General features: G+C 49.0%; 26 protein-coding genes and 1 other RNA gene. 17 read left to right on the top strand and 10 right to left on the bottom strand.

Going from position 1 to position 23,263, the window contains the following annotated elements; all coding sequences use genetic code 11:
• Positions 1 to 506: 506 nt before the first annotated feature.
• From rluC to EK22_RS12320, 6 genes are all read left to right on the top strand, one after another.
• On the top strand, positions 507 to 1,463 hold the full coding sequence (gene rluC, locus EK22_RS12345; protein ID WP_036251344.1) for a 23S rRNA pseudouridine(955/2504/2580) synthase RluC: 957 nt from the start codon (positions 507 to 509) through the stop codon (positions 1,461 to 1,463).
• Positions 1,447 to 2,100, top strand: coding sequence for an HAD family hydrolase (locus EK22_RS12340; RefSeq protein ID WP_036251341.1), 654 nt, complete (start codon positions 1,447 to 1,449; stop codon positions 2,098 to 2,100). Before rluC ends, EK22_RS12340 begins: the two co-directional genes overlap by 17 nt.
• A 7-nt stretch (positions 2,101 to 2,107) precedes the next feature.
• Positions 2,108 to 3,085 carry a signal peptide peptidase SppA gene (gene sppA / locus EK22_RS12335; protein ID WP_036251338.1) on the top strand — a complete coding sequence of 326 codons (978 nt, stop codon included), beginning with the start codon at positions 2,108 to 2,110 and terminating at the stop codon, positions 3,083 to 3,085.
• Between the two features lie 130 nt (positions 3,086 to 3,215).
• Positions 3,216 to 3,473: a PepSY domain-containing protein gene (locus EK22_RS12330; protein WP_020157480.1), complete on the top strand. Its 258-nt coding sequence runs from the start codon at positions 3,216 to 3,218 to the stop codon at positions 3,471 to 3,473.
• Positions 3,474 to 3,501: 28 nt separating this feature from the next.
• Entirely contained in the window at positions 3,502 to 4,179 is a 678-nt protein-coding gene (locus EK22_RS12325; protein WP_036251336.1) for a response regulator transcription factor, read from the top strand.
• 65 nt (positions 4,180 to 4,244) lie between these two features.
• On the top strand, positions 4,245 to 5,603 hold the full coding sequence (locus EK22_RS12320) for an ATP-binding protein (protein WP_027146983.1): 1,359 nt from the start codon (positions 4,245 to 4,247) through the stop codon (positions 5,601 to 5,603).
• Between the two features lie 15 nt (positions 5,604 to 5,618).
• Here the strand turns inward: EK22_RS12320 and EK22_RS12315 are convergent, their stop codons facing one another.
• Positions 5,619 to 7,091 (bottom strand): RimK family alpha-L-glutamate ligase, encoded by a 1,473-nt coding sequence (locus EK22_RS12315; protein WP_020157477.1) that lies wholly within the window; start codon positions 7,089 to 7,091, stop codon positions 5,619 to 5,621.
• A gap of 142 nt (positions 7,092 to 7,233) precedes the next feature.
• Here EK22_RS12315 and EK22_RS12310 point away from each other — a divergent pair, with 142 nt between their 5' ends.
• From EK22_RS12310 to EK22_RS12285, 7 genes are all read left to right on the top strand, one after another.
• Positions 7,234 to 8,331 carry a DUF2817 domain-containing protein gene (locus EK22_RS12310; protein WP_036251334.1) on the top strand — a complete coding sequence of 366 codons (1,098 nt, stop codon included), beginning with the start codon at positions 7,234 to 7,236 and terminating at the stop codon, positions 8,329 to 8,331.
• Positions 8,331 to 9,440, top strand: a complete 1,110-nt coding sequence (locus tag EK22_RS12305; RefSeq protein WP_081917874.1) for a GNAT family N-acetyltransferase/peptidase C39 family protein — start codon at positions 8,331 to 8,333, stop codon at positions 9,438 to 9,440. The genes EK22_RS12310 and EK22_RS12305 overlap by 1 nt, the downstream gene beginning before the upstream one ends.
• 98 nt (positions 9,441 to 9,538) lie before the next feature.
• Positions 9,539 to 9,635: signal recognition particle sRNA small type (gene ffs, locus EK22_RS23680), an RNA gene on the top strand.
• Positions 9,636 to 9,672: 37 nt separating this feature from the next.
• Positions 9,673 to 11,262 (top strand): DNA polymerase III subunit gamma/tau, encoded by a 1,590-nt coding sequence (dnaX, locus tag EK22_RS12300; RefSeq protein ID WP_036251331.1) that lies wholly within the window; start codon positions 9,673 to 9,675, stop codon positions 11,260 to 11,262.
• Positions 11,263 to 11,283: 21 nt separating this feature from the next.
• On the top strand, positions 11,284 to 11,607 hold the full coding sequence (locus EK22_RS12295; protein ID WP_020157473.1) for a YbaB/EbfC family nucleoid-associated protein: 324 nt from the start codon (positions 11,284 to 11,286) through the stop codon (positions 11,605 to 11,607).
• 2 nt (positions 11,608 to 11,609) lie between these two features.
• The gene (gene recR, locus EK22_RS12290; protein ID WP_020157472.1) at positions 11,610 to 12,206 is read left to right on the top strand and encodes a recombination mediator RecR; all 597 of its coding nucleotides are present in this window, start codon (positions 11,610 to 11,612) and stop codon (positions 12,204 to 12,206) included.
• A 23-nt stretch (positions 12,207 to 12,229) separates the two neighbouring features.
• Positions 12,230 to 12,568 carry a histidine triad nucleotide-binding protein gene (locus EK22_RS12285; RefSeq protein WP_020157471.1) on the top strand — a complete coding sequence of 113 codons (339 nt, stop codon included), beginning with the start codon at positions 12,230 to 12,232 and terminating at the stop codon, positions 12,566 to 12,568.
• Between the two features lie 86 nt (positions 12,569 to 12,654).
• Here EK22_RS12285 and EK22_RS12280 read toward each other — a convergent pair whose 3' ends face one another.
• On the bottom strand, positions 12,655 to 13,194 hold the full coding sequence (locus EK22_RS12280; protein ID WP_020157470.1) for a septal ring lytic transglycosylase RlpA family protein: 540 nt from the start codon (positions 13,192 to 13,194) through the stop codon (positions 12,655 to 12,657).
• A gap of 247 nt (positions 13,195 to 13,441) precedes the next feature.
• Here EK22_RS12280 and rimK point away from each other — a divergent pair, with 247 nt between their 5' ends.
• Together rimK and EK22_RS12270 are read left to right on the top strand one after the other, a co-directional pair.
• A complete protein-coding gene (gene rimK / locus EK22_RS12275; protein ID WP_027146981.1) occupies positions 13,442 to 14,383 on the top strand; it encodes a 30S ribosomal protein S6--L-glutamate ligase in 942 nt (313 codons plus the stop codon).
• Between the two features lie 277 nt (positions 14,384 to 14,660).
• Positions 14,661 to 14,894, top strand: a complete 234-nt coding sequence (locus tag EK22_RS12270; RefSeq protein ID WP_020157468.1) for a PA3496 family putative envelope integrity protein — start codon at positions 14,661 to 14,663, stop codon at positions 14,892 to 14,894.
• A 319-nt stretch (positions 14,895 to 15,213) separates the two neighbouring features.
• Here the strand turns inward: EK22_RS12270 and EK22_RS12265 are convergent, their stop codons facing one another.
• From EK22_RS12265 to nagZ, 4 genes are all read right to left on the bottom strand, one after another.
• Positions 15,214 to 16,527 carry a citrate synthase gene (locus EK22_RS12265; protein WP_036251328.1) on the bottom strand — a complete coding sequence of 438 codons (1,314 nt, stop codon included), beginning with the start codon at positions 16,525 to 16,527 and terminating at the stop codon, positions 15,214 to 15,216.
• Between the two features lie 228 nt (positions 16,528 to 16,755).
• Positions 16,756 to 17,499, bottom strand: a complete 744-nt coding sequence (locus EK22_RS12260; protein WP_020157466.1) for an S-methyl-5'-thioinosine phosphorylase — start codon at positions 17,497 to 17,499, stop codon at positions 16,756 to 16,758.
• Complete coding sequence (locus EK22_RS12255; RefSeq protein ID WP_036251326.1) at positions 17,496 to 18,056, bottom strand: hypoxanthine-guanine phosphoribosyltransferase; 561 nt, start codon at positions 18,054 to 18,056, stop codon at positions 17,496 to 17,498. Before EK22_RS12255 ends, EK22_RS12260 begins: the two co-directional genes overlap by 4 nt.
• A complete protein-coding gene (gene nagZ, locus EK22_RS12250; RefSeq protein WP_036251324.1) occupies positions 18,049 to 19,065 on the bottom strand; it encodes a beta-N-acetylhexosaminidase in 1,017 nt (338 codons plus the stop codon). The genes EK22_RS12255 and nagZ overlap by 8 nt, the downstream gene beginning before the upstream one ends.
• Positions 19,066 to 19,126: 61 nt before the next feature.
• On the opposite strand from nagZ, the gene fliL reads away from it, so the two are divergent.
• Complete coding sequence (gene fliL / locus EK22_RS12245) at positions 19,127 to 19,519, top strand: flagellar basal body-associated FliL family protein (protein WP_036251421.1); 393 nt, start codon at positions 19,127 to 19,129, stop codon at positions 19,517 to 19,519.
• On the opposite strand, the gene EK22_RS12240 is transcribed toward fliL, so the two are convergent.
• Positions 19,512 to 19,925 (bottom strand): HIT domain-containing protein, encoded by a 414-nt coding sequence (locus EK22_RS12240; RefSeq protein WP_020157462.1) that lies wholly within the window; start codon positions 19,923 to 19,925, stop codon positions 19,512 to 19,514. The genes fliL and EK22_RS12240 overlap by 8 nt on opposite strands.
• A gap of 90 nt (positions 19,926 to 20,015) precedes the next feature.
• Here EK22_RS12240 and EK22_RS12235 point away from each other — a divergent pair, with 90 nt between their 5' ends.
• Positions 20,016 to 21,062 (top strand): hypothetical protein, encoded by a 1,047-nt coding sequence (locus EK22_RS12235; protein WP_036251321.1) that lies wholly within the window; start codon positions 20,016 to 20,018, stop codon positions 21,060 to 21,062.
• A 349-nt stretch (positions 21,063 to 21,411) separates the two neighbouring features.
• Here the strand turns inward: EK22_RS12235 and EK22_RS12230 are convergent, their stop codons facing one another.
• From EK22_RS12230 to EK22_RS12220, 3 genes are read right to left on the bottom strand one after another with little or no spacing between them, the layout of a single operon-like run.
• A complete protein-coding gene (locus tag EK22_RS12230) occupies positions 21,412 to 21,621 on the bottom strand; it encodes a dodecin (RefSeq protein ID WP_020157460.1) in 210 nt (69 codons plus the stop codon).
• Positions 21,614 to 22,297 carry an N-acetylmuramate alpha-1-phosphate uridylyltransferase MurU gene (gene murU, locus EK22_RS12225; protein WP_036251318.1) on the bottom strand — a complete coding sequence of 228 codons (684 nt, stop codon included), beginning with the start codon at positions 22,295 to 22,297 and terminating at the stop codon, positions 21,614 to 21,616. The genes EK22_RS12230 and murU overlap by 8 nt, the downstream gene beginning before the upstream one ends.
• Positions 22,294 to 23,247, bottom strand: a complete 954-nt coding sequence (locus tag EK22_RS12220) for an aminoglycoside phosphotransferase family protein (protein WP_020157458.1) — start codon at positions 23,245 to 23,247, stop codon at positions 22,294 to 22,296. The genes murU and EK22_RS12220 overlap by 4 nt, the downstream gene beginning before the upstream one ends.
• Positions 23,248 to 23,263 lie beyond the last annotated feature (16 nt).

Below are 23,263 nucleotides of genomic sequence, written 5' to 3'. Positions count from 1 at the left end.
TATCCTTGTGGTTTCCTGCTCCATTATCAGATTTTACTGATCAGACTGGGTTCGGGTCATAGCGCTAAGTAGGTTTGTAAAGTCAAACTAGAGTGATCATTCTGCCAATAACGCGTCAAACTTGTTTTTTTACGGTTTTGTTTTCCGTTATCTGGGCGTTGCTACTGGTATCTTGACCTTCAAGATGTGAAGGCAACGATAATTGGCACGGACAACTACTAAGCAAACAAATATTCTTTTTTTCAGTCTTGCTGTAAATTCTGTCTTAAACAGGAGTTATAAATCGTTCGTCATGGGTCGAACGCTACCCGAAAATCTTATTCGAAGACTCAGCATTGTAAACGGCTGTTTAATCTTCAGTTTGGGTTGCCGGCTTAGTTGCATTTTGAAAAATACGCCTGGCAAAAGTATGTTTTTTATATTAAAACTTGCTTAATATAGCAACCTTATCGTTCTACATCAATTTAAAGAATCAATCATAACGAGATGCTGGTATCATCTATATCATGAATACTGAAGAACAAAGCGCGCCAAAAGTTCAATTTGTCGAAATTACAGAAGAAAATAGCGATCAACGATTGGATAATTTTTTAATTGCCCGCTTGAAAGGAGTGCCTAAAAGCCGCATTTATCGGATTGTTCGTAAAGGTGAAGTCAGGGTCAATAAAGGGCGCGTGGACGTTAAGTATCGCCTGGAAGCTGGCGATATCATCAGGATTCCGCCGGTTCGGGTCGCGGAAAAGGCCGAGGAAATGTTTGTCGGGCAGAATCTGAAGGGTGCCTTGCAAAAAAATATCTTGTTTGAAGACGATGCCTTCTTAATCTTGAACAAGCCCTCGGGCTTTGCCGTTCATGGTGGCAGCGGCGTTAATTCGGGGATTATCGAAGGTCTCAGGCAGATCAGGCCTGAGGCTCATTTTCTGGAGTTGGTGCATCGACTGGACAGGGATACTTCCGGCTGCCTGTTGATAGCGAAAAAACGTAGTGCTTTGCGTAAGTTACATGAACTTTTTCGTGATGATAAGGTTCATAAAACCTATGTGGCGTTATTGGCTGGCCAGTGGGCCAAAAAACAGGCCGTGGTTACGGCGCCTTTGCAAAAAAATGTCAACAAAGGCGGCGAACGCATGGTAGTCGTCAGTCAGTCCGGCAAGCAGGCCGAAACGGTTTTCAAACGTCTGAAATTATTCCGAAATGCGACATTGGTTGAGGCCTCGCCGAAAACGGGGCGTACTCATCAGATACGGGTTCATGCCGTCTGGTTGGGACATCCTATTGTCGGTGACGAGCGTTATGGCCTGGATGATGTGAACAAGGCATTTAAAGGCAGGGGCTATAAGCGTCTGTTTCTTCATGCGCAAAAGTTGAAATTCCAGCATCCGGTCAGTGGTGAATTGCTCAAAATTTTTGCTCCTCTGCCGCAAAATCTGGAGGAATTGTTAAGCCATGAAGAACAGGTTTGATTTGATTATATTTGACTGGGATGGCACTTTGGTCGATTCCATTGATTGGATCGTCAATTGTCTGCAAAAGGCTGCGGAGTGTTGTAATTGCACTATTCCGGAACGGCAAGCGGCAAGGGATGTGATTGGCTTAAGCATTAAAAATGCAATACAGACCCTGTTTCCGGGAACCGATGAGCAAACCCGCAATCAATTAATGGCCTGCTACAGTCAGGCGTTTTTCACCAGACAGATCGGCCGCGATGATTTATTTGCAGGCGTTTACGAGATGCTGGTGCAGTTGAAACGGATGGGCTTTCAACTGGCCGTGGCCACCGGAAAAAGCCGCGCCGGGCTGGAGCGGGCGCTGCAGGCGACAGGAACCGAAGATTTGTTCCATATCACACGCTGTGCCGATGAAACGGCTTCAAAACCCGATCCTGCCATGGTGCTGGACATTATCCGGCACATGGAAGCGGCCAATGAGCGGACGTTAATGGTGGGCGATTCAATTCACGATATGCAAATGGCGCTCAATGCGCGGATTTCTTCAATTGCCGTATCGTGCGGAGCGCATTCAAAAACCATATTGCAACAATATCAGCCGTTGACATGCTTACGACAGCCGGCGGAATTACTAGCTATTATTGGAGGTTAATAAAGTAATGGAAAATCAACAAGTCAATGAAATTGAAACGGGCGCTAAACAAGAGGCCGGCTGGGAGCGTGAAGTCCTTGAAAAAGTAGCTTTAGCTGCCGTAACGGAACAAACAAGAGCCAGACGCTGGAGTATTTTTTTCAAGTCACTGGTGTTTTTGTATCTGTGCGCCATATTAGTCATGTTCATGTATCCGAACCTCAAACAGGATATGGGCGGTGACGGCAAGGAGCATACGGCCGTGATTGATGTAGTCGGCATCATTGCGGAAGGTAAGGACGTCGATGCCGAGAGCATTATCAAAAGTTTAAGAAATGCGGTGAAAGATAAAAATACCAAAGGCATTATTTTGCATGCCAATTCGCCTGGCGGCAGCCCGGTGCAATCATCTTATGTTTACGAAGAAATCAGAAAGATAAAGAAAGATCATCCCGACCTGCCGGTTTATACCGTTGTCAGTGATATTTGCGCCTCGGGTTGCTACTATATCGCCTCCGCAAGCGACAAGATTTTTGTCAATCAGGCCAGCCTGGTGGGTTCCATAGGTGTGCTCATGGATGGCTTCGGGTTTGTTAACGTTATGGAGAAACTGGGCGTCGAGCGCCGACTGTTGACGGCAGGCACGCATAAAGCCATGCTTGATCCGTTTTCGCCGCCCAAGGAAGACGAGACACGCTATATGCAGAGTTTGTTGGATCAGGTTCATCAGCAATTTATCAGCGCGGTTAAAGCCGGTCGCGGCGACCGGTTGAAAGATACGCCTGAACTTTTCTCTGGCCTGGTCTGGACTGGCGAGGAAGGCGTCAGACTGGGCGTCGTCGATGCATTTGGCAGTGATGATTATGTTGCCAAGGAAATTATCGGTGTCGAGCATAAGGTTGATTTTACGCAGCCGGATCGCTTGCTTGACAGGATTGCGGGTAAACTGGGGGCTTCTTTCGGGCAGGCTATTGGCAGTATGGTTCAAGGAATATCATTACAGTAACGGGTTCAGTTCGGATTCAGCATAGTCATTTAAACTTCATTTTCGTTCTATATATTTTCCCGATTGTAAAAGTCCGGGCACGGTTACTTTTAACAATGGTTTAAATAATAACTTAAGCTCTGGATCGCCCATGAGAAATTTGATTAAACTGCTTGTACTGGTCTTGTCGTTTTCCAATATCTGTTATGCGGAAAGCGCTGTCATGCTGGCGCGCGTCAGTCTGGACCAGGCTACCAAACAAATCATTAAAAAGGGCGATAAAAGAGTGCTTGGGGCTCAAACTGAAATAATCAACGGAAGGGAAGTGCATGTGATTAAGGTTTTAACGCCTGACGGACGTATTCAGCATTATCTGATCGACGCCGAAACCGGTCAATTGGTTGGTTGATTGCACGTTAAGTAAAAAGAAGAAAAATATGCGTATTCTTGTTGTCGAAGATGAAGTAACGCTTTGCAAGCAAATCCAAGCGTTCCTGGCGGATAAAGGTTTTGCCGTCGATATCGCCCATTCGGGTAGCGACGGCTTGTACATGGGCAAGGAATATCCGCTTGACGCGGCTGTGATTGATCTTGGGCTTCCCGATTTTTCCGGTATTGAATTAATTAAGCGTTTGCGTAAAAGCCATATCAAGGTCCCTATTCTGATCTTGACGGCCAGAAGCCGATGGCAGGAGAAGGTGGAAGGATTGGAGGCCGGCGCGGATGATTATCTGGTCAAGCCTTTTCATTATGAGGAGTTGCTTGCCAGGGTCAATGCCTTGATCAGACGTTCCGCCGGGCTGGCGCATCCTGTTTTAACCCATGGCAATATCGAGCTGGATACGGTGGCCCAGGAAGTCACCGTATCCGGGGTAAAACTGGAATTGACGGCTTATGAGTACAAGGTGCTGGAATACTTGATGTTCCGTAAAGGCGAAGTCGTCTCGAAATCCGTTCTGACGGCGCATATTTATGATGAAGACTTCGAACGCGACAGCAATGTTATTGAAGTCTTCATTGGCCGCTTGCGAAAAAAACTCGATCCCGACGGCACGTTAAAACCCATTGAGACCCTGCGTGGACGGGGTTATCGCGTGCCGGTTATTTCCTCTTAGATTTCATCTTGCAGCAAAGGCGCCTAATGCGCTTTCGCCTCTTATTTTTTGTTCAAAGGCATTGAGTGCAAACTAGATCTTTAAGCTTTCGATTGCTGGTTTCCGCGGGATTGGTGCTGGCCGCCTTCTTTGCACTGGTGGCTATCGTCCTTGAACAGAGCTTTCGCGAAAGCGCCGAACAGGTATTAAAAGAAAGGTTACAGGTTCAGGTTTATTCACTTTTATCCGCTGCCGATCTTAAAAATTCCGGAGCACTGGTGATGCCGCCGGATTTGCCCGAACCGCGCTTTACCAATCCGGGTTCGGGTCTTTATGGATTTATTCATCAAATAAAAAAGAAAAAGCCCGCGCCGGTTTGGCATTCGGCTTCGGCAATCGGCCTGGATCCCGTTGTGCCGCCAGCTGAGTTAAGCGCGGGTGAGTCGGCTTTTTTATTGGATGAACAGGGGCGTTACTACGCGCTTCATTATGATGTGATTTGGGAAAGTCGGGCTCATGTCGAGCGCGAATTTACCTTCACGGTCGCTGAGGATGCCGAGTTTGTCAGCGGCCAGGTGGACCGTTTTAAAGCGGCTTTGAGATTCTGGCTGCTGGCGATAGGATTGGTCCTGATTTTTATCCAGTTTGCCGTATTGCGCTGGAGTTTGAAACCGCTGCGCGTTATCGTCAGGGATCTTGAGGCGATAGAAAAAGGCAAAAAAAACCGCCTGGATGGCCGTTATGCGACTGAATTGCAGGGGCTGGCCGGTAATCTGAATGCTCTGATCAGCAGTGAGCGGGCGCATTTGGAGCGTTATCGCAATACCTTGGCCGATTTGGCGCATAGCTTGAAAACGCCGTTGGCTATACTACGGGGCTGCACTGAATCTTTCAATGATAATAAGGAGACCGTGCAAGAGCAGATTTTCCGCATGAACGAGATTGTCGAATATCAGTTGCAACGGGCTGCCGCGAAAGGCGAGCGTAAAATCACGCGTACAGTGGATGTCGGGGTCATTATTAAAAAAATCATCGCTTCACTAGGCAAGGTTTATATCGATAAAGGCATAACTTTCGATGTTGACGTGCCTGAGCCTTGCCGGATTTATTGCGAAGAGGGCGATCTTTACGAGATAGCGGGCAACCTGATGGATAACGCCTGTAAATGGTGCCGCCAGAAGGTCAGTATCCATGTTTCCCTCAATAATCCGAAAGTCAGTGCCGACTTTTCGGTGCTGCTGCGGGTTGAGGATGACGGCCCCGGCATTCCGCCCGATAAGCTTAAGGACATCCTGAAAAGAGGAGTCCGGGCCGATGAGAACATTCATGGTCACGGCATCGGCATGGCGGTCGTCTATGAATTAACAGGATTGCTGGGCGGCAAGCTGGAAGGAGGTCGGAGCGAAACCTTGGATGGTATGAGTTGGCGGGTTTATTTGCCGTAAGGTTTTAATTCTGAGCTATATGCCTTTGCTCCGGTTCTCCATGCGCCTTAGGAATTCGCTCAGAATCAACACATAGAGTTCGTCCCCGAGGTATTTGTCTTCAATGCCGCTGTCGATATTCGGATTGTCATTAACTTCGATTACGTAGCCCTTGCCGTCTTTTTCCTTGACATCCACGCCATACAAACCGTTGCCTATCGGCTGCGTGGCTTTCAACGCCGCGTCCAATACGGCTTTGGGTACTTCAAAAGTCGGCAAGGTATCAAAATTTCCACTATCGGTCCGACTGCTGCCATGGCGGTAAATCTGCCAGTGGTTTTTGACCATATAGTAACGGCAGGCGTATAAGGCCTTGTTGTTGAATATGCCGATGCGCCAGTCAAAATCCGTATATAAAAACTCCTGGGCCAAAAGCAGCGCCGATTTTTGGAATAATTCATCGACTTTAAGCTCCAGTTCCGGGCGACTATGAACTTTAACAATGCCGCGGGAAAAAGAGCCGTCCGGTATCTTGATGACAACCGGAAAGCCGGCTTCGACTTCCAGTTTATCCAGGTGTCCGGTATTGCCTTTATGCAACAGCCAGGTTCTGGGTGATGGCACGCGATGCGTGCGAAATAAATCGGCAAGATATACTTTGTTTGTACAGCGCAGTATGGAGGTCGGATCATCGATCACCACCAGGCCTTCGGCCTCGGCTTTCTTGGCGAAACGGTAGGTATGGTGATCTATGGCGGTGGTTTCGCGAATAAACAGGCCGTCAAACTCTGACAGACGGATATAATGCTGCTGCGATATCAGTTCCACGTCAATGCCCAGTTGTCTGCCGATTTTGATGAATTTTTTGAGGGCGGCGCGGTTGCTGGGGGGTAATTTTTCCTCCGGGTTGATCAGGATGGCGAGGTCGTAGCGCGCGGCTTTGCGGGCACGTCCTTTGCGCCAGACTTTTTTGCTGAATTGGTCCAGCGCTTCGGCAAAAAACGTTTCCAACTCGTCATTCAGGCCACGGTGCGAGATGGCTTTTAAAGCAGTGATTTCCCATTGCTGTCGAAAGCGCAGCGTGACTTCCAGAATCGGGCAGGGAAAACGTTCAAACAAGAGTCTGGCCAATTCTTGAAAAGCCGGGTCGCGGGTTGTGCCAAAATAACTCAACAAGGTTATTTCGTTCTCTTTGCTGTAGCTTTTAAAAGCACGGGTCAATGTCGGAGACAGGTCTTCAAGCTGTAGCCGGTATAAGGACTTCTTGCCCAGATCGTTCAGGACTTTGACGGAAGGGATTACGTGATGCCCCCTGGCTTCGGCCAGCAGGGAACAGTAATAGCCGTCCGAAAGATAGCGATAGCTGCTGCAGAGGTTGATGACGCGGGTGCGTTGCTGCGTGTCGCTTTGTTCGGTCGCCAGATAGCTTTCAAAGGCCATCACTTGATCACTGGGATAATAAGGTCCCCAGTCGGAAAGATGATCGACAACCAGAATGGTACGCGCCATAGCGAATAAAAGCCTCAAGCAAAATAAATGATAATTTTGGAACCAGACCTATTTTTCTACAAGGTGTTTTTTTGAGCCTGGAAAAATATTTCATATTGGTCTGACTGGCGCTATGCTAGAGAAAAATTATTAGGAAATTATTATGTCTTCTTATCTTCCGGTCGCCGCTCTTGATACAGACGTTTTTCCTGTCAGCTATGCGATTGCCAGGCAACGCTGGCGGATTGAACTGGCTGCATTATCGTGTTCTAAAAAACATACGGCTTATCCCTGTGCCGGGGCCGGACCTGAAGGTGAGGCGTTGTTTACCGATGCGGTCTGGCTTGGTCCGGAAGATGCTTGCAGGGTGCTGGTGCTGATTAGTGGTACACATGGCATTGAAGGCTTTGCCGGGACGGCGGTGGAGATCGATTATTTGCGCTTGCTCGCTGCCGGACATGTTACGCTGCCAGCCAATACTGCCGTGTTAATGATTCATGCCCTGACGCCATGGGGCTATGCCTGGCAGCGCCGCTGTGATGCCGATGGCGTTGATCTTAATCGGAATGTGGTCGATTTTTCCAAGCCATTGCCTGAAAATCCCGGCTATGAATCGCTACGTTACGCCTTGTTTTTATCCGATGCCGGAGAAAGACGAGCGGCTTTTGCCGACTGGGAGCATAAGCATGGGCGCGAATCGCTTGAAAGCGCCATCAGTGCCGGACAGTATGTCGATGCGGACGGCCCTTTCTATGGCGGGCGGGCGCCTGCGCATGGCAGGCGGGTCGTTGAGGATCTTATCGATAAATATGGCCTGCGACAGCGCGATCTGGCCGTTATCGACTTGCATACCGGTCTTGGGCCTTATGGCTACGGTGAAATTATTTGCGACCATGAGCCGGATAGTCCCGGAACAAGCGTGGCTTGCCGTTGGTACGGCGATTCCGTGACCTTGCCTACCTTGGGTACATCCAGTTCCGTGCCCAAACTAGGTTTGCTCGATTATGCCTGGCATGCCGTTATGAACGAAAGAAGTTGTTATATCACCCTGGAATTCGGTACGTTCAAAACCGATCAGCTATTTGAAGTCCTGCTGCTCGATCATCAGCTGTGGGCGCAGTCGGATAACCGGCAGGCCCGGTTAGGGCACGGCAAGCTTATGCGTCATCATTTCTGTCCCAATGATCAGGCCTGGAAAGAAATGGTGCTGTTCCGGGCCAGGCAGGTCATTGCGCAGGCATTGCAGGGTGTATCGGCCTGATGACTATCGATAATATTGTAATCCGCCATGCCGGATTGGATGATCTGGATCAATTGGTAACGCTTGAAAATGCCAGCTTTGAGACCGACAGACTGAGCCGACGCAGTTTCCGGCACTGGATAACCACGGAACATCGCGCTTTGCTGGTTGCGGAAGTGGCCGGCAAGATCGTGGGTTATATTCTCATTATTTATCATCCCGGTACCCGCCTGGCCCGCATTTATTCGCTTGCCGTGGCGCATCAGCAACGAGGCTCCGGCATCGCCAAGTTGCTCATGGCGGCGGGCGAACAGGAGGCCATCGAGGATGGACGGTTGTACCTGCGTCTCGAAGTCGGCACCGACAATATAGCGGCGATTAATTTATATGAATCGTTGGGCTTCCAGAAATTCGGTGTTTACCATGATTACTATGAAGACCACAAGGATGCTTTGCGTTACCAGAAGCGCATCCGCCGTTATCGGGAAATACTGGAGCATAGGCCTGTGCACTGGATGAGGCAAACAACGCCGTTTACCTGCGGACCGGCCTCGCTGATGATGGCCATGCATGGACTTAACAAATCCTATGCGCCGTCTCAGGAGGAGGAGCTGAATTTATGGCGCGAAGCGACGACTATTTTCATGACTTCCGGTCACGGCGGATGCCATCCGGTTGGCTTGGCGCTGGCGGCGAAGCGCCGGCATTTTGCCGTTGAGGTCTGGATTAATCAGTCAGGGACGTTGTTTATTGACGGTGTGCGCAGTGAGGAAAAAAAACGGGTCGTCGAATTGGTGGATCATTGTTTTAAGCGCGAAGCCGAAGAGCAGGGCGTGAAAATACATTACGCCAATATCACCCAGACCGACCTGATCGATGCCTTTAATGCCGGAGCCATACCGTTGGTGCTGATCAGTACCTTCCGCATGGACCGCAAGAAAGCACCGCACTGGGTGGTCATGAGCGGTTTCGATGAAGATTGCCTGTATATGCATGATCCAGACCCGGAAGAAGGGCGCCAAAATGAGCTCGACTGCCAATATATTCCAGTGGCTCGAGAAGATTTTGACCGCATGTCCTGCTTCGGTAAAAACCGTTTGCGTGCAGCCGTCATACTCTGGTCGGCCTAGTTTATTAAAAAAATATTGTCCAGGGCTTGTATTATTGGATGAATTCAAACATAATGTCACCTCTTTAGCCGCTACGGCTGATTGTTTCATGGTAACCGTGTCGGTCCTCTCGCAACGATACGCTGTAAACCCCGCCAGGCCCGGAAGGGAGCAACGGTAGCAGCAGATTCGTGTGCCGGGATGTGGCTGGCATGGTTGCCGCCCAACTCTATAATCATCTTTCGAGCCTGCAATGAATTACCAGGTTCTCGCCAGAAAATGGCGTCCTCATAATTTCACAGAAGTTGTCGGACAAGAACATGTTGTCAAATCGTTGATGAACGCTTTGCAGCATGACAGACTTCATCATGCCTATTTGTTTACCGGAACCCGGGGCGTCGGCAAGACCACAATCGCCAGAATCCTGGCCAAAGCCATCAATTGCCTGAATCTGCAGGGGTTTAATCCTTGCGGAGAATGTAGTGTCTGTCGCGATCTTGATGAAGGCCGGTTTCTGGATTTAATCGAGGTGGATGCGGCATCCCGTACCAAAGTCGAAGATACGCGGGATTTACTGGATAACGTCCAGTATGCACCCAATCAAGGCCGCTATAAGGTCTATCTGATCGACGAGGTGCATATGTTGTCGGGGCATAGCTTTAATGCCTTGCTCAAAACCCTGGAAGAACCGCCTCCGCATGTCAAATTCCTGTTGGCGACTACGGACCCGCATAAAATTCCCGTCACCGTACTGTCGCGCTGTCTGCAGTTTAATCTGAAGCGCTTGCTCCCGACCCAGATCTTGCAACAGATGGAGTTTATACTCCAGCAAGAGAAAATCGAATCTGAAGACGCGGCTCTGAAATTACTGGCACGCGCCGCCGATGGCAGTATGCGTGACGGATTGAGCCTGCTGGATCAGGCCATCGTCTTCGGTAACGGTAGAGTGAGTGCGGAACAAGTTAGCGCCATGCTGGGCACCGTTGCCCAGCAGCCCGTGGACGATCTGTTAACAGCCCTGGCCGACGATGACGCTGCGGCTATTCTTGATAAAATCGATGAAATCGCCAATTTAACCCCTGATTTCAGTGATGTTTTGCAACAAATTCTGCAGTTTCTGCACCGCATAGCCATGGTTCAGCAAGTGCCTGGAGTCATCAATCATGAATTTGATGCCGACATGATTGCGGCGCTGGCCTCACGGTTCACGCCTGAAGATGTTCAGCTTTATTACCAGATTGGCTTGATAGGACAAAGAGATCTGGATTTGGCGCCCGATCCGCGCAGTGGCTTCGAAATGGTTATGTTGCGCATGCTGACGTTCAGGCCGGCAGTGCAGGAGCCGAATCCCGTCAAGCCGACCCAGTCTCCCCGAACTGTCCTTAAGCAGGAGACCAAGCCGCAGCAACCGCCTGTCACAGCAGTTAATCAGACTGAGCCTGTGCAAGCGCCAGTGAATGGCAAAGGCGACAATGACTGGGCTGAAATGATTGTTGCCATGAGGATTGGCGGCATGACCCGGGAGCTGGCCAATAACTGTATTCTGGAAAATATAGATGATAAAGTGTGCACATTAGTATTGGATCCAGGGCACAAACAACTGCGTAGTGCGGTCACAGAAGAAAAATTGCAAAACGCCCTGCGGCGTTACCGCGGCACATCACTGAAACTGGTGATTAATACCGAAAAAACCGTTATCGATACACCGGCGGTACAATTGATTAAGGCGCGGGAAGACAGGCAGCAGGCGGCTGTTGATGCTATTAATTCAGACGAGAATATTCAGGCTTTGAAAGAACATTTTGATGCCAGGGTGCTGCCCGGTACGATAGAGCCTGTTTAACAATATATTAGGAGTGAAACAATGAAGAATGCGCTGGGTAATCTCATGCAGCAAGCCCAAAAAATGCAGGAAGATATCAAGAAAGCTCAAGAAGAACTTGCATCCATGCAGGTGATGGGTGAAGCCGGTGGCGGCCTGGTGACTATCTTGATGACCGGCAAGCGGGAAGCCAGAAAGGTTACGATCGATGATTCTTTGCTGGCTGAAGACAAGGATATGCTGGAAGATATGGTTGCGGCCGCTATTAATGATGCCGTCAATAAAGTGTCAAAAATGAAAAAAGAAAAAATGGCTGATATAACAGCCGGCATTCCGTTGCCGCCCGGGTTCCAGATGCCTTTCTAGACATGCAGAAAAATGGCTTATTGGGCCAGTTGATACAGAGCTTGTGCTGTCTGCCCGGCGTAGGTCCCAAAACCGCTCAACGCATGGCTTTTCAATTACTCCAGCATAACCGCAACGGCGCCAGATTGCTGGCTGAAACACTGTTGCGGGCTATTGATGAAATCGGCTACTGCCGTGAGTGCCGCACGTTGACCGAAGATAGCCTATGCGGAATCTGCGCTGACAATTCACGCGACAGTTCCCTGATTTGTATCGTTGAGAATCCGGCTGATGTCTGGATTATTGATCAGGCCGCTGTGTTTAAAGGGCGTTACTTTGTCTTGCACGGACGACTGTCGCCGTTAGACGGCATCGGGCCGGATGAACTCGGCCTGGATATACTGGAACAGCGCCTGGCGACAGGCAGCGTAAATGAATTGATATTGGCCACGAGTTCAACGGTAGAGGGTGAGGCAACCGCATACTTCATTGGAGAACTGGCCGGAAAATATCATGTGCAAGCCAGCAGAATCGCCCACGGCGTACCGATGGGCGGCGAATTGGAGTTTATCGACAGCGGCACGTTATCTCATGCATTTAACGGAAGAAAACAAATTTAGATCCAAAACTCAAGGTGAAAACTATGGCTGATTGTTTGTTTTGCAAAATGGTTGCCGGCGAAATTAAACCGGATGTGGTTTTTGAAGATGATCGTATATTGGCATTCAGGGATATTAATCCGCAGGCTCCTGTGCATATTCTGGTTATCCCTAAAGTCCATGTCCCGACATTGAATGACTTGGATGATACCGAATTGGCCGGCCGACTGTTACAGACCGTCGTGAAACTGGCAAAGCAGGAAGGGTTGGCTGAAGACGGCTATAGAACGGCAATCAGTTGCAACAAGCGAGGCGGGCAGGAAGTCTATCACTTGCATCTGCATCTGCTGGGCGGCCGCCAAATGAAATGGCCGCCGGGCTGATCCTGGTTGCAACTATTAACGACAGGCCGTAATCCGGCAATTCCCCCGCTTTTATTACAGCACAGTTTATTATGAAACAAGGCGGCTCACTCATTGATGCGTGCCTGATTTTCCAGATACCTGACTTCTACCTCGGCCTGGCCTCGCAAGCCGATTTTTTTGGCGGCTCCTTCAGATAAATCAATCAATCTGCCCTTTTTAAACGGACCGCGATCATTTACCAGGACATCAACGTAAAGGCCATTACGCAAATTAGTGACGCGTACTCGGCTTGGTAATGGCAGCGTTTTATGTGCGGCTGACAGGCCGCCTGGTTTGAAACGGGTTCCCATGGCGGTACGGTTGCCGGATTCCGATCCATACCAGCTGGCGATGCCCCGTTCTCTGTAACCTTCCGCGGAATGCAATGGATAGTAGGTCTTGCCTCTTACTTTATAAGGACGGTTATAAGGCGCCTTGTGAGAATTAAGGGCGCCTTTATAAGCGGGAGGCGGTTGGTGGAATGGCTGAAATGGTGGTTCCGATGCGCAGCCATTGATTAAGCCGGCAAGCAGCAACGTCAGCCCGATATATCCATGTTGTAAATATGTTCTGCTAAAGCTGAAAACGGTTACTTGCCTATGCATAAATCTTCCTGTCAATCATAGTAATCTGTTGGGCTTTTATCTTTTTTCTTAGTGCTCAGACGGGAATGATTGTAACGGCCATTCTGATCTTTCCGGTGTTCGGCTAAAGCTATAGTTTAAGCTTTGATTTTTAAACAGCCCTTAAGAAATTCCGCCGACCCTTGATAAGAATCAGTTATTTCTAATGCTTGCCTGCATGTTTCATGACAAAATATGATTTAACTTATATGTGAGGAATTACTCTTTTATGAAAATTGCTATTTTGTCTCGTAACTCTAAATTATATTCAACCGCTCGATTGGTTGAAGCCGCCGAAGCACGCGGACATGAGGTACGGGTTTTGGATGTTTTGCGCTGTTATATGAATATCACGTCGCATAATCCGTCCATCCATTATCGGGGCGAGGATCTGACAGGATTTGATGCCGTGATTCCCCGTATTGGCGCTTCGGTCACTTTTTACGGTACTGCGGTGTTAAGGCAATTTGAAATGATGAATGTATTTCCATTGAATGAGTCTGTGGCTATCTCACGTTCGCGCGATAAATTACGCTCAATACAATTGTTGGCGCGTAAAGGTATCGGCCTGCCGGTAACCGGTTTTGCCAATAATCCGGATGACATTGAAGATCTGATCTCTCAAGTAGGCGGTGCGCCGTTAGTCATTAAATTATTGGAAGGCACGCAAGGGATAGGCGTAGTGTTGGCGGAAACGCATAACGCGGCCGAAAGTGTTATTCAGGCTTTTATGGGGCTTAAAGCCAATATTATGGTGCAGGAGTTTATCAAGGAAGCCGAAGGCAGCGATATTCGCTGTTTTGTCGTTGGCGATAAAGTAGTGGCTGCCATGAGGCGCCAGAGTGCGGCGGGCGAGTTTCGCTCTAATTTACATCGCGGCGGAACAGCTACGCTGGTCAGATTGACTCCGGAAGAGCGCTCTACTGCTGTAAGGGCCGCAAAAATCATGGGGCTCAATGTTTGCGGCGTGGATATGCTGCGCTCCAATCATGGCTCCGTCATTATGGAAGTCAATTCATCACCAGGGCTGCGGGGTATCGAACAAACCAGCGGCAAGGATATTGCCGATCTGATTATTCAATTTATTGAAAAACGTTTTGAAGCGCTGGGGGCGGCCAAGGATAAATCACTAGGCAGTAACCACCGTACACGTACACGGGGCAAAGGTTAGTTTTATTAGGTCGGGTCGCTGAAGGTCGGTCCAACCGCCGGCCATGGGTATTTGCCCTTTAGGCGCGGGCAAAAAATCAAGTTGAGGCAATGCTAAACTTATTCTTAACTACGATGTCTTTGTAGCGATAATTAAAAAAATCTTAACGGAGATTGATAAAAATATAAGCGGGTTCTTTATTGAGTTAAAGTTAAAATTTTAATGGTAATGTTTTTATTCTTTGCATGTTTTCATGGCAAGAATTAATAAGAAAAATTCTTTAATGTGAGTTTAAAAAATGTCTAAAACATCTTCTAAATCAGTTATCAAAACCAGTTCAAGAAGAAATGGCGCAGAAATTGAGCATGATGACAACGATCTGTTTGAAGATAACGAATATGCTTCATTTTCTGATGGTATTAAAAATGAGACTATAAAAAGGGATGCCCGAAGGAAGATTGAAATCTATTGGGAAAAGAAGCGGTTGAAGGAACAGTTGGATGATTTCGATGAGTCTGAATTCGATTTCTAATGATTTCGCTGATGCTGGATTGAAATTAAAAAAATATTAGAAACATTTAATTTTCAGAAGGGCGACCGGTTGGGTTGGTCGCCCAGTATTGGCTGTTATCAAGCGCAATAAGGTTTCGCGTAACCGTCTGTGTGCTTGATAGCCAGACATGGAAGCGCAAGGAGAAAATCAAGTATCAGCATCTTGCAGGCATAGGCGTGCCTGATCCTCTATCCATAAATCCGGCAGACCGTGTGTATCGATCGCTGGCGTTCTGTCGCTAAATCCGTTTTTGCATTGCGCTTCGGCAGATAATCGAATTCTTGCGCTATTAAACGCATTATTTATTAGAAGATCGCTCGCTTATATTGCAGTAATGCCGTATGGGTTCGCCGACATAGATCTGACGGGGGCGATAAATAGCAACGCGCTCACCATGGATCATTTCTCGCCAATGAGCCAGCCACCCTGGCATGCGGCCAATAGCAAACAGGACGGTAAACATATTGGTAGGAATGCCGGCTGCGCGCAATATCAGGCCGGAATAGAAATCCACATTCGGATACAGCTTGCGTGAAATGAAATAGTCGTCTTTCAGCGCGACTTCTTCAATTCGTCTGGCAATATCAAGCAGAGGGTCTTTGATGCCTGGCTTGTTGAGTAATATGTCGCAATGTTTTTTCAATACAATGGCCCGAGGATCATAATTCTTATAAACCCTGTGACCGAAGCCCATCAGGCGCTTGGCCGAGTTCTTGTTTTTGGCCTCGTTGATGAATTCAGTGCCATCGCCACCCTCCGCATGTATTTGTTCCAGCATCTTAATCACTTCCTGGTTGGCGCCGCCATGACGAGGCCCCCAGAGTGCGGAAATACCGGCGGAAATAACGGCATAGACATTGGCCATGCTGGAGCCTGCGGTGCGGACAGAAGAGGTGCTGCAGTTTTGTTCGTGGTCGGCATGTAATATCAGCAGCATATCTATCGCGCGCACGATATCATCGTCTAGTTGATAATCGCGTACCGGTGACGAGAACATCATGTTCAGAAAGTTGCGCACATAGGTGAACTTGATGGAGGGATAAACCAGCGGTTCGCCTATCGATTTTTTATAGGAAAACGCCGCAATGGTGCGTACCTGCGAAACCAGGTTCGCTACAATTTGTATTTCAGATGCTTCATCGAGGCGATCAAACACCGGATAAAAAGTCGATAACGACGCGACCATCGTTGCCAGAATCCCCATGGGATGCGAGCCGCGCGGAAAACCGTTGAAAAAATGGTGCATGTCTTCATGAATGATCGAAGAATCATTCAATGCAGTCGAGAAGTGCCGCAGCTGATCCACGGTCGGCAATTCGCCATACAGCAACAGGTAGGCGACTTCGACAAAACCTGAATGCTCGGCCAATTCTTCAATAGGATAGCCCCGGTAACGCAGAATACCTTTTTCGCCGTCAATAAAAGTGATGGCGCTTTCGCAAGCGCCTGTATTTCCATAACCGTCATCAAGTGTCACATAACCGGTCTGGCTGCGAAGTTTGGAAATATCAATCGCTTTCTCACCTTCAACCCCTATATAAGTGGGCAATGTGTAGGTCTTGTCGTCCAGGGTCAATATAGCCGGGGTTAGCGGCCTTAATCTATCGGTCATATATACTAAATCTCCAAAAACTAATGGGTAACCTGGTAATTGAAAATTATCTTGGTTACTGCAAGCTACTCACTTACTAATTGTCCATTATATCCGGTTCTTTCTTTCAGCTTTCAGTTTTCGTTAGCCCTTTGCCGAGAAAATAGGCCTTTCGCATGAAAGTAAGGTAACCTATTTTTCATGATCGTTGTGCTAAAGGAACCCAGCGCTTAAGCGTTACAAGTCATGTCAGTCATATGACAGGGAAATAAAGGTTTTCAACAATTCGGCGGCATCAGCCATGCCTTTATGCAGATGTTGCTCAATTTCCGCCATGGTAATTTCGCCGTCGGTTTTGCCGGCAGCCCAGTTCGCCACAACGGCAATCGTGGCATAATCCATATTCAGTTCCTTGGCCAAAGCCGCTTCCGGCATGCCGGTCATGCCCACCAGGTCGCAGCCGTCACGCTCCATGCGCCGTATTTCCGCGGCTGATTCCAGTCGCGGGCCCTGTTTGCAGCCATAGGTGCCCAATGGGGTTATTTTGAGGTGGGCTTGGGCCGCGGCGGTGATTAAACGGGAGCGCAGCTTTTGACTGTAGGGATAAGTAAAGTCTATATGAGTCACCTCATTGTCGTCTTCGAAAAAAGTATGCTTGCGGTCATAAGTGTAATCGATAATCTGGTCCGGAATGGCGATATGCGCGGGCTCCATTTCAGAAGTAATGCCGCCGACCGCGGCCACGGCAATGATTTGTTCGACGCCCAGTTCCTTAAGTCCCCAGATATTGGCGCGATAATTGATTTTATGAGGCGGTATGCGGTGGGGATTGCCATGTCTGGCCAGAAATATCACTTCAGTATGGCTCAGCTCGCCGGTAATGTATTCGGCCGAAGGCAAGCCGTAAGGCGTGGTGACGCGATCCCGCCTGATGATTTTCAGGTCATGCATTTGGGTGAGCCCCGTGCCGCCGATGATGGCCAGTTTGGTCATGATGTCATTTCCTCATTTTGTTCTTTGCAGGCATAAATGCCGGCTGCATTGCGTAAGTAGCCCTTGTAGTCCATGCCGTAGCCGAACAGGTAACGGTTCTCAACTTTCAGGCCGACAAAGTCTGCCGTTATCGGTTTTTCATGGTCGAGAATTTTATCAACCAGCACGGCGGTGAAGACCTCCGTAGCGCCCTGTTCCAGGCAATATTGGTAGACTGCCTGCAACGTGATGCCTTCGTCGAGGATATCATCGACCAACAGTACCGTTCTGCCTTTAAGCGGTGTGTCCGGTTTAAGAACCCATTTAATGTGGCCGCCCGAAGTCTGGTTTTGATAGCGGCTGGCATTGATGGCGTCCAGGGTAAGCGGTATCTGCAAGCGGGTCATCAATTTGCCCGCCGTGACCAGGCCGCCGTTCATGACGCAGAGGAATAACGGATTGCGCTCGGCCAGCCGGGCATTGATTTCTTGAGCCATTTTGTCCAGGGCGGCCTCAACTTCCTGTTCGCTATACAGTAAATCAGCGGTGGCTTGTACGTGTTTGATTTCTTCAAGCATGATTATAAATTTGATTGATTTGAGCTGAAATTTTTTGCCATTTCTCACAGTTGATTAACTGCTCGCGGTTCATTTGCGGTTTACCACGCATGTTGTTGAGCCGTTGCTCCCTGAGCGGGTCCTGGGTGATGGGCAGCGTATCGAGCACTTGTTCCGCGGCGCGCGGATTATTACAGATCAGTATCATATCGCAACCGGCTTGCTGTGCCAGCCTTGCGCGTTCAGGGAAATCGCCGACTGATGCGGCCCCTTCCATGCTTAAGTCATCACTGAAAACCGTGCCGTTAAAGTTAAGTTCCCTGCGCAAAATCTGCCGTATCCAAAACGGCGAAAAACCGGCCGGGCTGGCATCAATGTTCGGATAAAGCACATGTGCGGGCATAATGCCTTCCAGTCCTTCGGCGATGAGCTGCTTGAACGGCATTAGGTCTTTGTTCCGGATACTGTCCAGGTCTCTTTCATCGACAGGAAGGGTAAGATGAGAATCCAGCGCTACGGCACCGTGGCCCGGAAAATGCTTTCCCGTGGCTGCCATGCCGGCGGCATTCATGCCTTTTCTAAAGGCGCTTGACAGCCGCGTCGCCAGTTCATGGTCTGTGGAAAACGAGCGGTTACCGATAATTTCGCTGATGCGGCAATCGATATCAAGCACCGGCGCAAAGCTGAAATCGACGCCGACGGCCAATAATTCGGCGGCCATGAGCCAGCCGGCCGGCTCGGCCAGTTCAGGCGCCTGTGCATAACAGGCTGCTGGCGGCAGGCGGGTGAAGCCGTTTTGGAAACGCTGCACTCTGCCGCCCTCCTGGTCAACGGCAATCAGTATATTACCCTGACGCGCCGCGCGAATGCTCGCGATCAGTTCAGTGACTTGCTCGGGGCTTTCATAATTGCGTGAAAAAAGTATAACCGCTCCGGTATTCGGATGGTTTATTATTTCTGTTTCATGCGGAGCGAGAGTCAAACCCTCAACATCCAGCATGATGGGGCCGATAGGATAGTTACGTGTCATTGCCTGGTATTATTTTGAAAAGGTCTATAAGGCCTGATATTTAAGTTAAACGGAGTTGGATGTGCGTTTGTTTGTTTTATTATTAAGCCTTTTATTCATCCCTGCTTATACCGCTGTCGGAGATGAAGAAAAAATAGGGGCAATTATAGAATATTTGGAGATGAATCCTAAATTTACTGTTAATTTGGCCGAGCCGAGAAAATATCTTCAGGTAAACATCCAGTTAATGGTCGAGGGTGAAAAAGCGCTGGCAAGCATAAAAAAACATCTGCCGGCATTAAGACATGAGTTGATCATGCTCTACAGCGGCCGGTCTTTTGATACCTTGCAAACGATGGAGCAGCGTGAAGGGTTGCGGCAGGAAAGTATTGTCGCGATACGCGAGACATTGGAAAGACATGGAAGCAGCGAAGGGTTTAAGGACGTGTTTTTTACCGAATTTTTGGTTAATTAAGCCAGTCTAACCGGTCCCTAAGGCGCATGAGATTTTCCGTGATCTGCTGTTGCGTATAGGGAACGGCATCAAATTTTCCCCAGACCGGTGCCGGCCAGGCTTTATCGGTCTGGTAGCGGACGATGTGATGAATGTGCAGTTGCGGCACCTGATTGCCGATAGAGGCGATATTCATCTTGTCGGCTTTGTAAAGCGCGGCCAGGTTTTCCGCCAGATAACTGGATTCGTCAAGCAACAGTCCCCGCTCGGGTTTTGTCAGTTGATAAATCTCGCGCAGCCCCGCTTTTTCGGGCACCAGGATAAACCAGGGATACTGGCTGTCGTTCATCATCAGCAAGCGACTCAGTTGAAATCGGCCGACTTCGACGCAGTCTTGCTGGAGGCGAGGGTGCAGCTCAAATGCCATGGTTTTTATAACGATGCTTGAATTAATCGGAAAATTGGGGTTAATTTACTATTTTTAAAAAATTATAACAAACAGTAAAAAGGTCGTTCCATGTCCGCGCCAACCATTCCAATTCAAGACCTGCCTTCTGAGAATAAGCTGGCCGTATCGTTCCGGCTGCTATTGGGATTGTATGCCATTATTCCCGCTTGTTTACTGCTTCAGTTGCTTGATGTCGGATTTTGGCAAGGTTTTCTGCAGCGCTATTTGCCAAGCAGTCCCCACCATTTCATATTGTTTCAAATCGTTTTTGGCACGCCTCACATTATCGCCAGCGCCATTGTCATGGCAAGCAATAAGGAGTATCTGAAGTTTTATAAGCTGAAAATCATTTTAATGACTGTCGCGATAGCGGCTTTCTTCGGCATCGGTAGCCTGTTTATTCCCTATCTGGTTTTTTATGTGCTTGTGGCCTGCTGGACCGTTTACCATGTGCTTAAGCAGCAGCACGGCGTGGCCCGAGGCGTTTGTCATCTGCCGTCATGGGCGTTTTACCTGTTGTTGTGGCTGAGTGTGGCGGCCGGTATATTTGTTTATGTCGGCATATTCCTGAAAAACACCCTGGATGCACAGCAAACCGAATGGGTCAAGCATGCGGCGGCCGGCTTGTGCATCGGCCTGGCGCTAAGTACGGTGTTGTGTCAGCGCTATGCCACCACTCTATTTGGCAAGCTGTTTCTATGGGCCAATACCTTGCTTGTACTGAGCAGTTTTTATTTTTACAGCCAGCAGTATTATTTTCTCGCTATTCTGGTGCCAAGACTGGTTCACGATGCGACGGCTTATGTCTTCTATGTGACGCATGACTACAACAAGCATCATTCGCATCCCGGGAATTTTATCTACCGTTATGCCGCGCGCTGCAACGTACATGTTTTTGTCGTGCTGCCGGTGCTCTCCTTTGCGCTGGCGTTTACCTTGCAGAACTACGGAGATGATGCGGTGAATTTAATAACCATCTACCTTTTTGATGTGGAATTTCGTAAGGTCATTACCGTGGGTTTATTGGGCTACCTGGCGTTAATGCATTATTACACGGAGGCTTTTACCTGGAAGCAGGGTTCGCCTTATCGGCGGTTTATCGCTTTTTCAAAATGAATGAAGGGGTAAATAACAATTAAAAACTGATGTTACGCATGGTCGGTTTTTATTCCCGTTTGCCGCGCTGGGCGCCGCGGCTTTTGGACGTGTATTGCGGGTAATCGGCGGGGGCATGTCTGTGATGGATGCGAATTCACTTGAGCCCTATAGTTCGCATAGTGCGAATAGTGCGAATAGTGCGAATAAATTCGCACCTACATTGGAATCCAGAGGCATAGCGCCGTAGTGTAAAAGCCCTGCATGGGATTTTAGCTGGAAACAGGGCTGCCGCTTCGGCGTTTTATGGCCTGTTCTAAATGGACGGCGGGTGAGAGAGAGGCGGTGTCGATGCCTCTCTGAAGATTTCTTATTCGGTCAGTGAAAACCCGACTTTTATCGTTACTTGCCAGTGAGCAATTTTACCGTTTTCTATATTTCCACGGGTTTCGACAACTTCAAACCAGCGCAGATCATGAAGGGTTTTTGCGGCCTTGCTGACGGCATTTTCGATGGCTTCCTGCATGCTGACGGTTGAGGAACCGGTCAGTTCTATTTTTTTATAGATATGGTCAGTCATGATTGCTCTCTCTTTGCTTGTAGTAAAGGTCCAGTTCTTTTAGGCGCTGCGGAGTGCCTATGTCCATCCAGAAACCATCGAATTTTTGTCCCGATATTCTGCGTTCCGGGATGGCCGTCCGCAGCAACGGCGCTAGTTTAATTTTTCCGACCGGTGTATTGCCAAATAGTTCAGGACGGTAGAGTCCGATTCCGCTAAAGGTGAATTTTTCCAAGCCGTTTTCAATGACCTTGCCGGTCTTATCAAGGCCGAAATCACCCTGTCTATTGTGCTCCGGATTGCCGACTAATACCAGATGCGCCAGATCAATATTGAGGTTTTTCAGTTCTGCAAACGGGAAGTCCGTGGCAATATCGCCATTGACGACCAAGAATGCCTCCTTGCCCAACAAGGGCAGGGCATTGATAATGCCGCCGGCCGTTTCCAGTCCCTGCTCGCCTTCGGGCGAGTAGCGAATTTCGGCGCCGAACCGTTCGCCATTGCCAATCCGCTGTTCAATTTGCTGGCCCAGATGGGCGTGATTGATGATGATTTCATGGAAACCCGCCGCGACCAGTTGCGTGATCGTGTGTTCGATAAGCGCTTTTCCGGCAGCGGGCAGCAAGGGTTTGGGGGTGTGATCGGTCAAGGGGCGCATTCTCTCACCGCGTCCTGCCGCTAAAATCATGGCTTTCATAGTCTGGGCAAGACCTGTTCGTGTAGAAACCGGCCAAAATCGGCTAATTCAGGGTAGCTAGCGCAAACGGCGGTGACGTAATTCAGCGTGCGAGGTATGTCTTTCAGATAGCCGGGTTTGTTATCCCGGATATGCAGGCGTGAAAAAATGCCGATGGCTTTCAGGTGCCGCTGCATGCCCATCAGGTCGAACCAGCGTTTAAAGCGAGGCGGATCGCAATCGATCAGGCCTGCCTGCAGGAGGCGGTGATAATACCGCGTCATCCACTGGTCGACCTGCTGTTCGGGCCAGGCTATATAACAGTCGCGCAGCAGCGACACCAGATCATAGGTGATAGGCCCGATAACGGCATCCTGAAAATCGATCACGCCGGGTGAATCGGCTTCCAGCACCATCAGATTGCGCGAGTGAAAATCGCGATGCACGCAAGTAGTCGGCTGCTCCAGCGCCGAGGCGATCAGTATTTCATGCACCGCGTTTCGCAGTTGCTCCGGCATGGCGATGTCCAGCGATCGCTCTAGAAACCAGTCATCGAAAATAGCCAGTTCCCTTTTCAGTAACGGCTCGTCGTAGGCGGGCAGGTCGCTGCCGATTTGCGGCGTTTTGGTTTGCAGCTTAAACAAGCTGTCAAAGGCGCTTTGATATAAATCGGCGGCGGTATGCTCATTCAATTGATCCAGTAAGCACTGGGAACCGAAATCTTCCAGCAATAAAAATCCGTCGCCGGGGTTTTGTTGGAAAATAGTCGGTACATTGACTTCAGAACGCGCCAGCAAACCAGCGATTCTTATGAAGGGTTCGGTGTTTTCTTGGGGCGGAGGCGCATCCATAACGATAAATTGGCCTTGCGGCGCCTTGATTCTGAAGTAGCGCCTGAAACTGGCGTCACTGGAAGCAGATTCACAAGAGCGAATATCCAATAATAAATCGTTTTCGAGCCAGTCGAGCATGGATAATGCTCTTAAG

The organism is Methylobacter sp. BBA5.1 (assembly GCF_000746145.1).
Lineage (GTDB): Bacteria > Pseudomonadota > Gammaproteobacteria > Methylococcales > Methylomonadaceae > Methylobacter > Methylobacter marinus.
This window is presented reverse-complemented; position numbering and strand designations above follow the sequence as displayed.

Bases quoted from the DNA above. Each gene is read 5' to 3' on its own strand.
- EK22_RS12265 (WP_036251328.1), bottom strand. From the start codon at position 16,527: ATGACCGATAGATTAAGGCCGCTAACCCCGGCTATATTGACCCTGGAC.
- rluC (WP_036251344.1), top strand. From the start codon at position 507: ATGAATACTGAAGAACAAAGCGCGCCAAAAGTTCAATTTGTCGAAATT.
- EK22_RS12325 (WP_036251336.1), top strand. From the start codon at position 3,502: ATGCGTATTCTTGTTGTCGAAGATGAAGTAACGCTTTGCAAGCAAATC.
- EK22_RS12230 (WP_020157460.1), bottom strand. From the start codon at position 21,621: ATGACTGACCATATCTATAAAAAAATAGAACTGACCGGTTCCTCAACC.
- EK22_RS12255 (WP_036251326.1), bottom strand. From the start codon at position 18,056: ATGCTTGAAGAAATCAAACACGTACAAGCCACCGCTGATTTACTGTAT.
- EK22_RS12340 (WP_036251341.1), top strand. From the start codon at position 1,447: ATGAAGAACAGGTTTGATTTGATTATATTTGACTGGGATGGCACTTTG.
- murU (WP_036251318.1), bottom strand. From the start codon at position 22,297: ATGAAAGCCATGATTTTAGCGGCAGGACGCGGTGAGAGAATGCGCCCC.
- rimK (WP_027146981.1), top strand. From the start codon at position 13,442: ATGAAAATTGCTATTTTGTCTCGTAACTCTAAATTATATTCAACCGCT.
- EK22_RS12220 (WP_020157458.1), bottom strand. From the start codon at position 23,247: ATGCTCGACTGGCTCGAAAACGATTTATTATTGGATATTCGCTCTTGT.
- EK22_RS12305 (WP_081917874.1), top strand. From the start codon at position 8,331: ATGACTATCGATAATATTGTAATCCGCCATGCCGGATTGGATGATCTG.
- dnaX (WP_036251331.1), top strand. From the start codon at position 9,673: ATGAATTACCAGGTTCTCGCCAGAAAATGGCGTCCTCATAATTTCACA.
- EK22_RS12260 (WP_020157466.1), bottom strand. From the start codon at position 17,499: ATGACCAAACTGGCCATCATCGGCGGCACGGGGCTCACCCAAATGCAT.
- EK22_RS12285 (WP_020157471.1), top strand. From the start codon at position 12,230: ATGGCTGATTGTTTGTTTTGCAAAATGGTTGCCGGCGAAATTAAACCG.
- EK22_RS12315 (WP_020157477.1), bottom strand. From the start codon at position 7,091: ATGGCGCGTACCATTCTGGTTGTCGATCATCTTTCCGACTGGGGACCT.
- EK22_RS12330 (WP_020157480.1), top strand. From the start codon at position 3,216: ATGAGAAATTTGATTAAACTGCTTGTACTGGTCTTGTCGTTTTCCAAT.
- recR (WP_020157472.1), top strand. From the start codon at position 11,610: ATGCAGAAAAATGGCTTATTGGGCCAGTTGATACAGAGCTTGTGCTGT.
- EK22_RS12270 (WP_020157468.1), top strand. From the start codon at position 14,661: ATGTCTAAAACATCTTCTAAATCAGTTATCAAAACCAGTTCAAGAAGA.
- EK22_RS12280 (WP_020157470.1), bottom strand. From the start codon at position 13,194: ATGCATAGGCAAGTAACCGTTTTCAGCTTTAGCAGAACATATTTACAA.
- nagZ (WP_036251324.1), bottom strand. From the start codon at position 19,065: ATGACACGTAACTATCCTATCGGCCCCATCATGCTGGATGTTGAGGGT.
- EK22_RS12295 (WP_020157473.1), top strand. From the start codon at position 11,284: ATGAAGAATGCGCTGGGTAATCTCATGCAGCAAGCCCAAAAAATGCAG.
- EK22_RS12235 (WP_036251321.1), top strand. From the start codon at position 20,016: ATGTCCGCGCCAACCATTCCAATTCAAGACCTGCCTTCTGAGAATAAG.
- EK22_RS12240 (WP_020157462.1), bottom strand. From the start codon at position 19,925: ATGGCATTTGAGCTGCACCCTCGCCTCCAGCAAGACTGCGTCGAAGTC.
- EK22_RS12310 (WP_036251334.1), top strand. From the start codon at position 7,234: ATGTCTTCTTATCTTCCGGTCGCCGCTCTTGATACAGACGTTTTTCCT.
- sppA (WP_036251338.1), top strand. From the start codon at position 2,108: ATGGAAAATCAACAAGTCAATGAAATTGAAACGGGCGCTAAACAAGAG.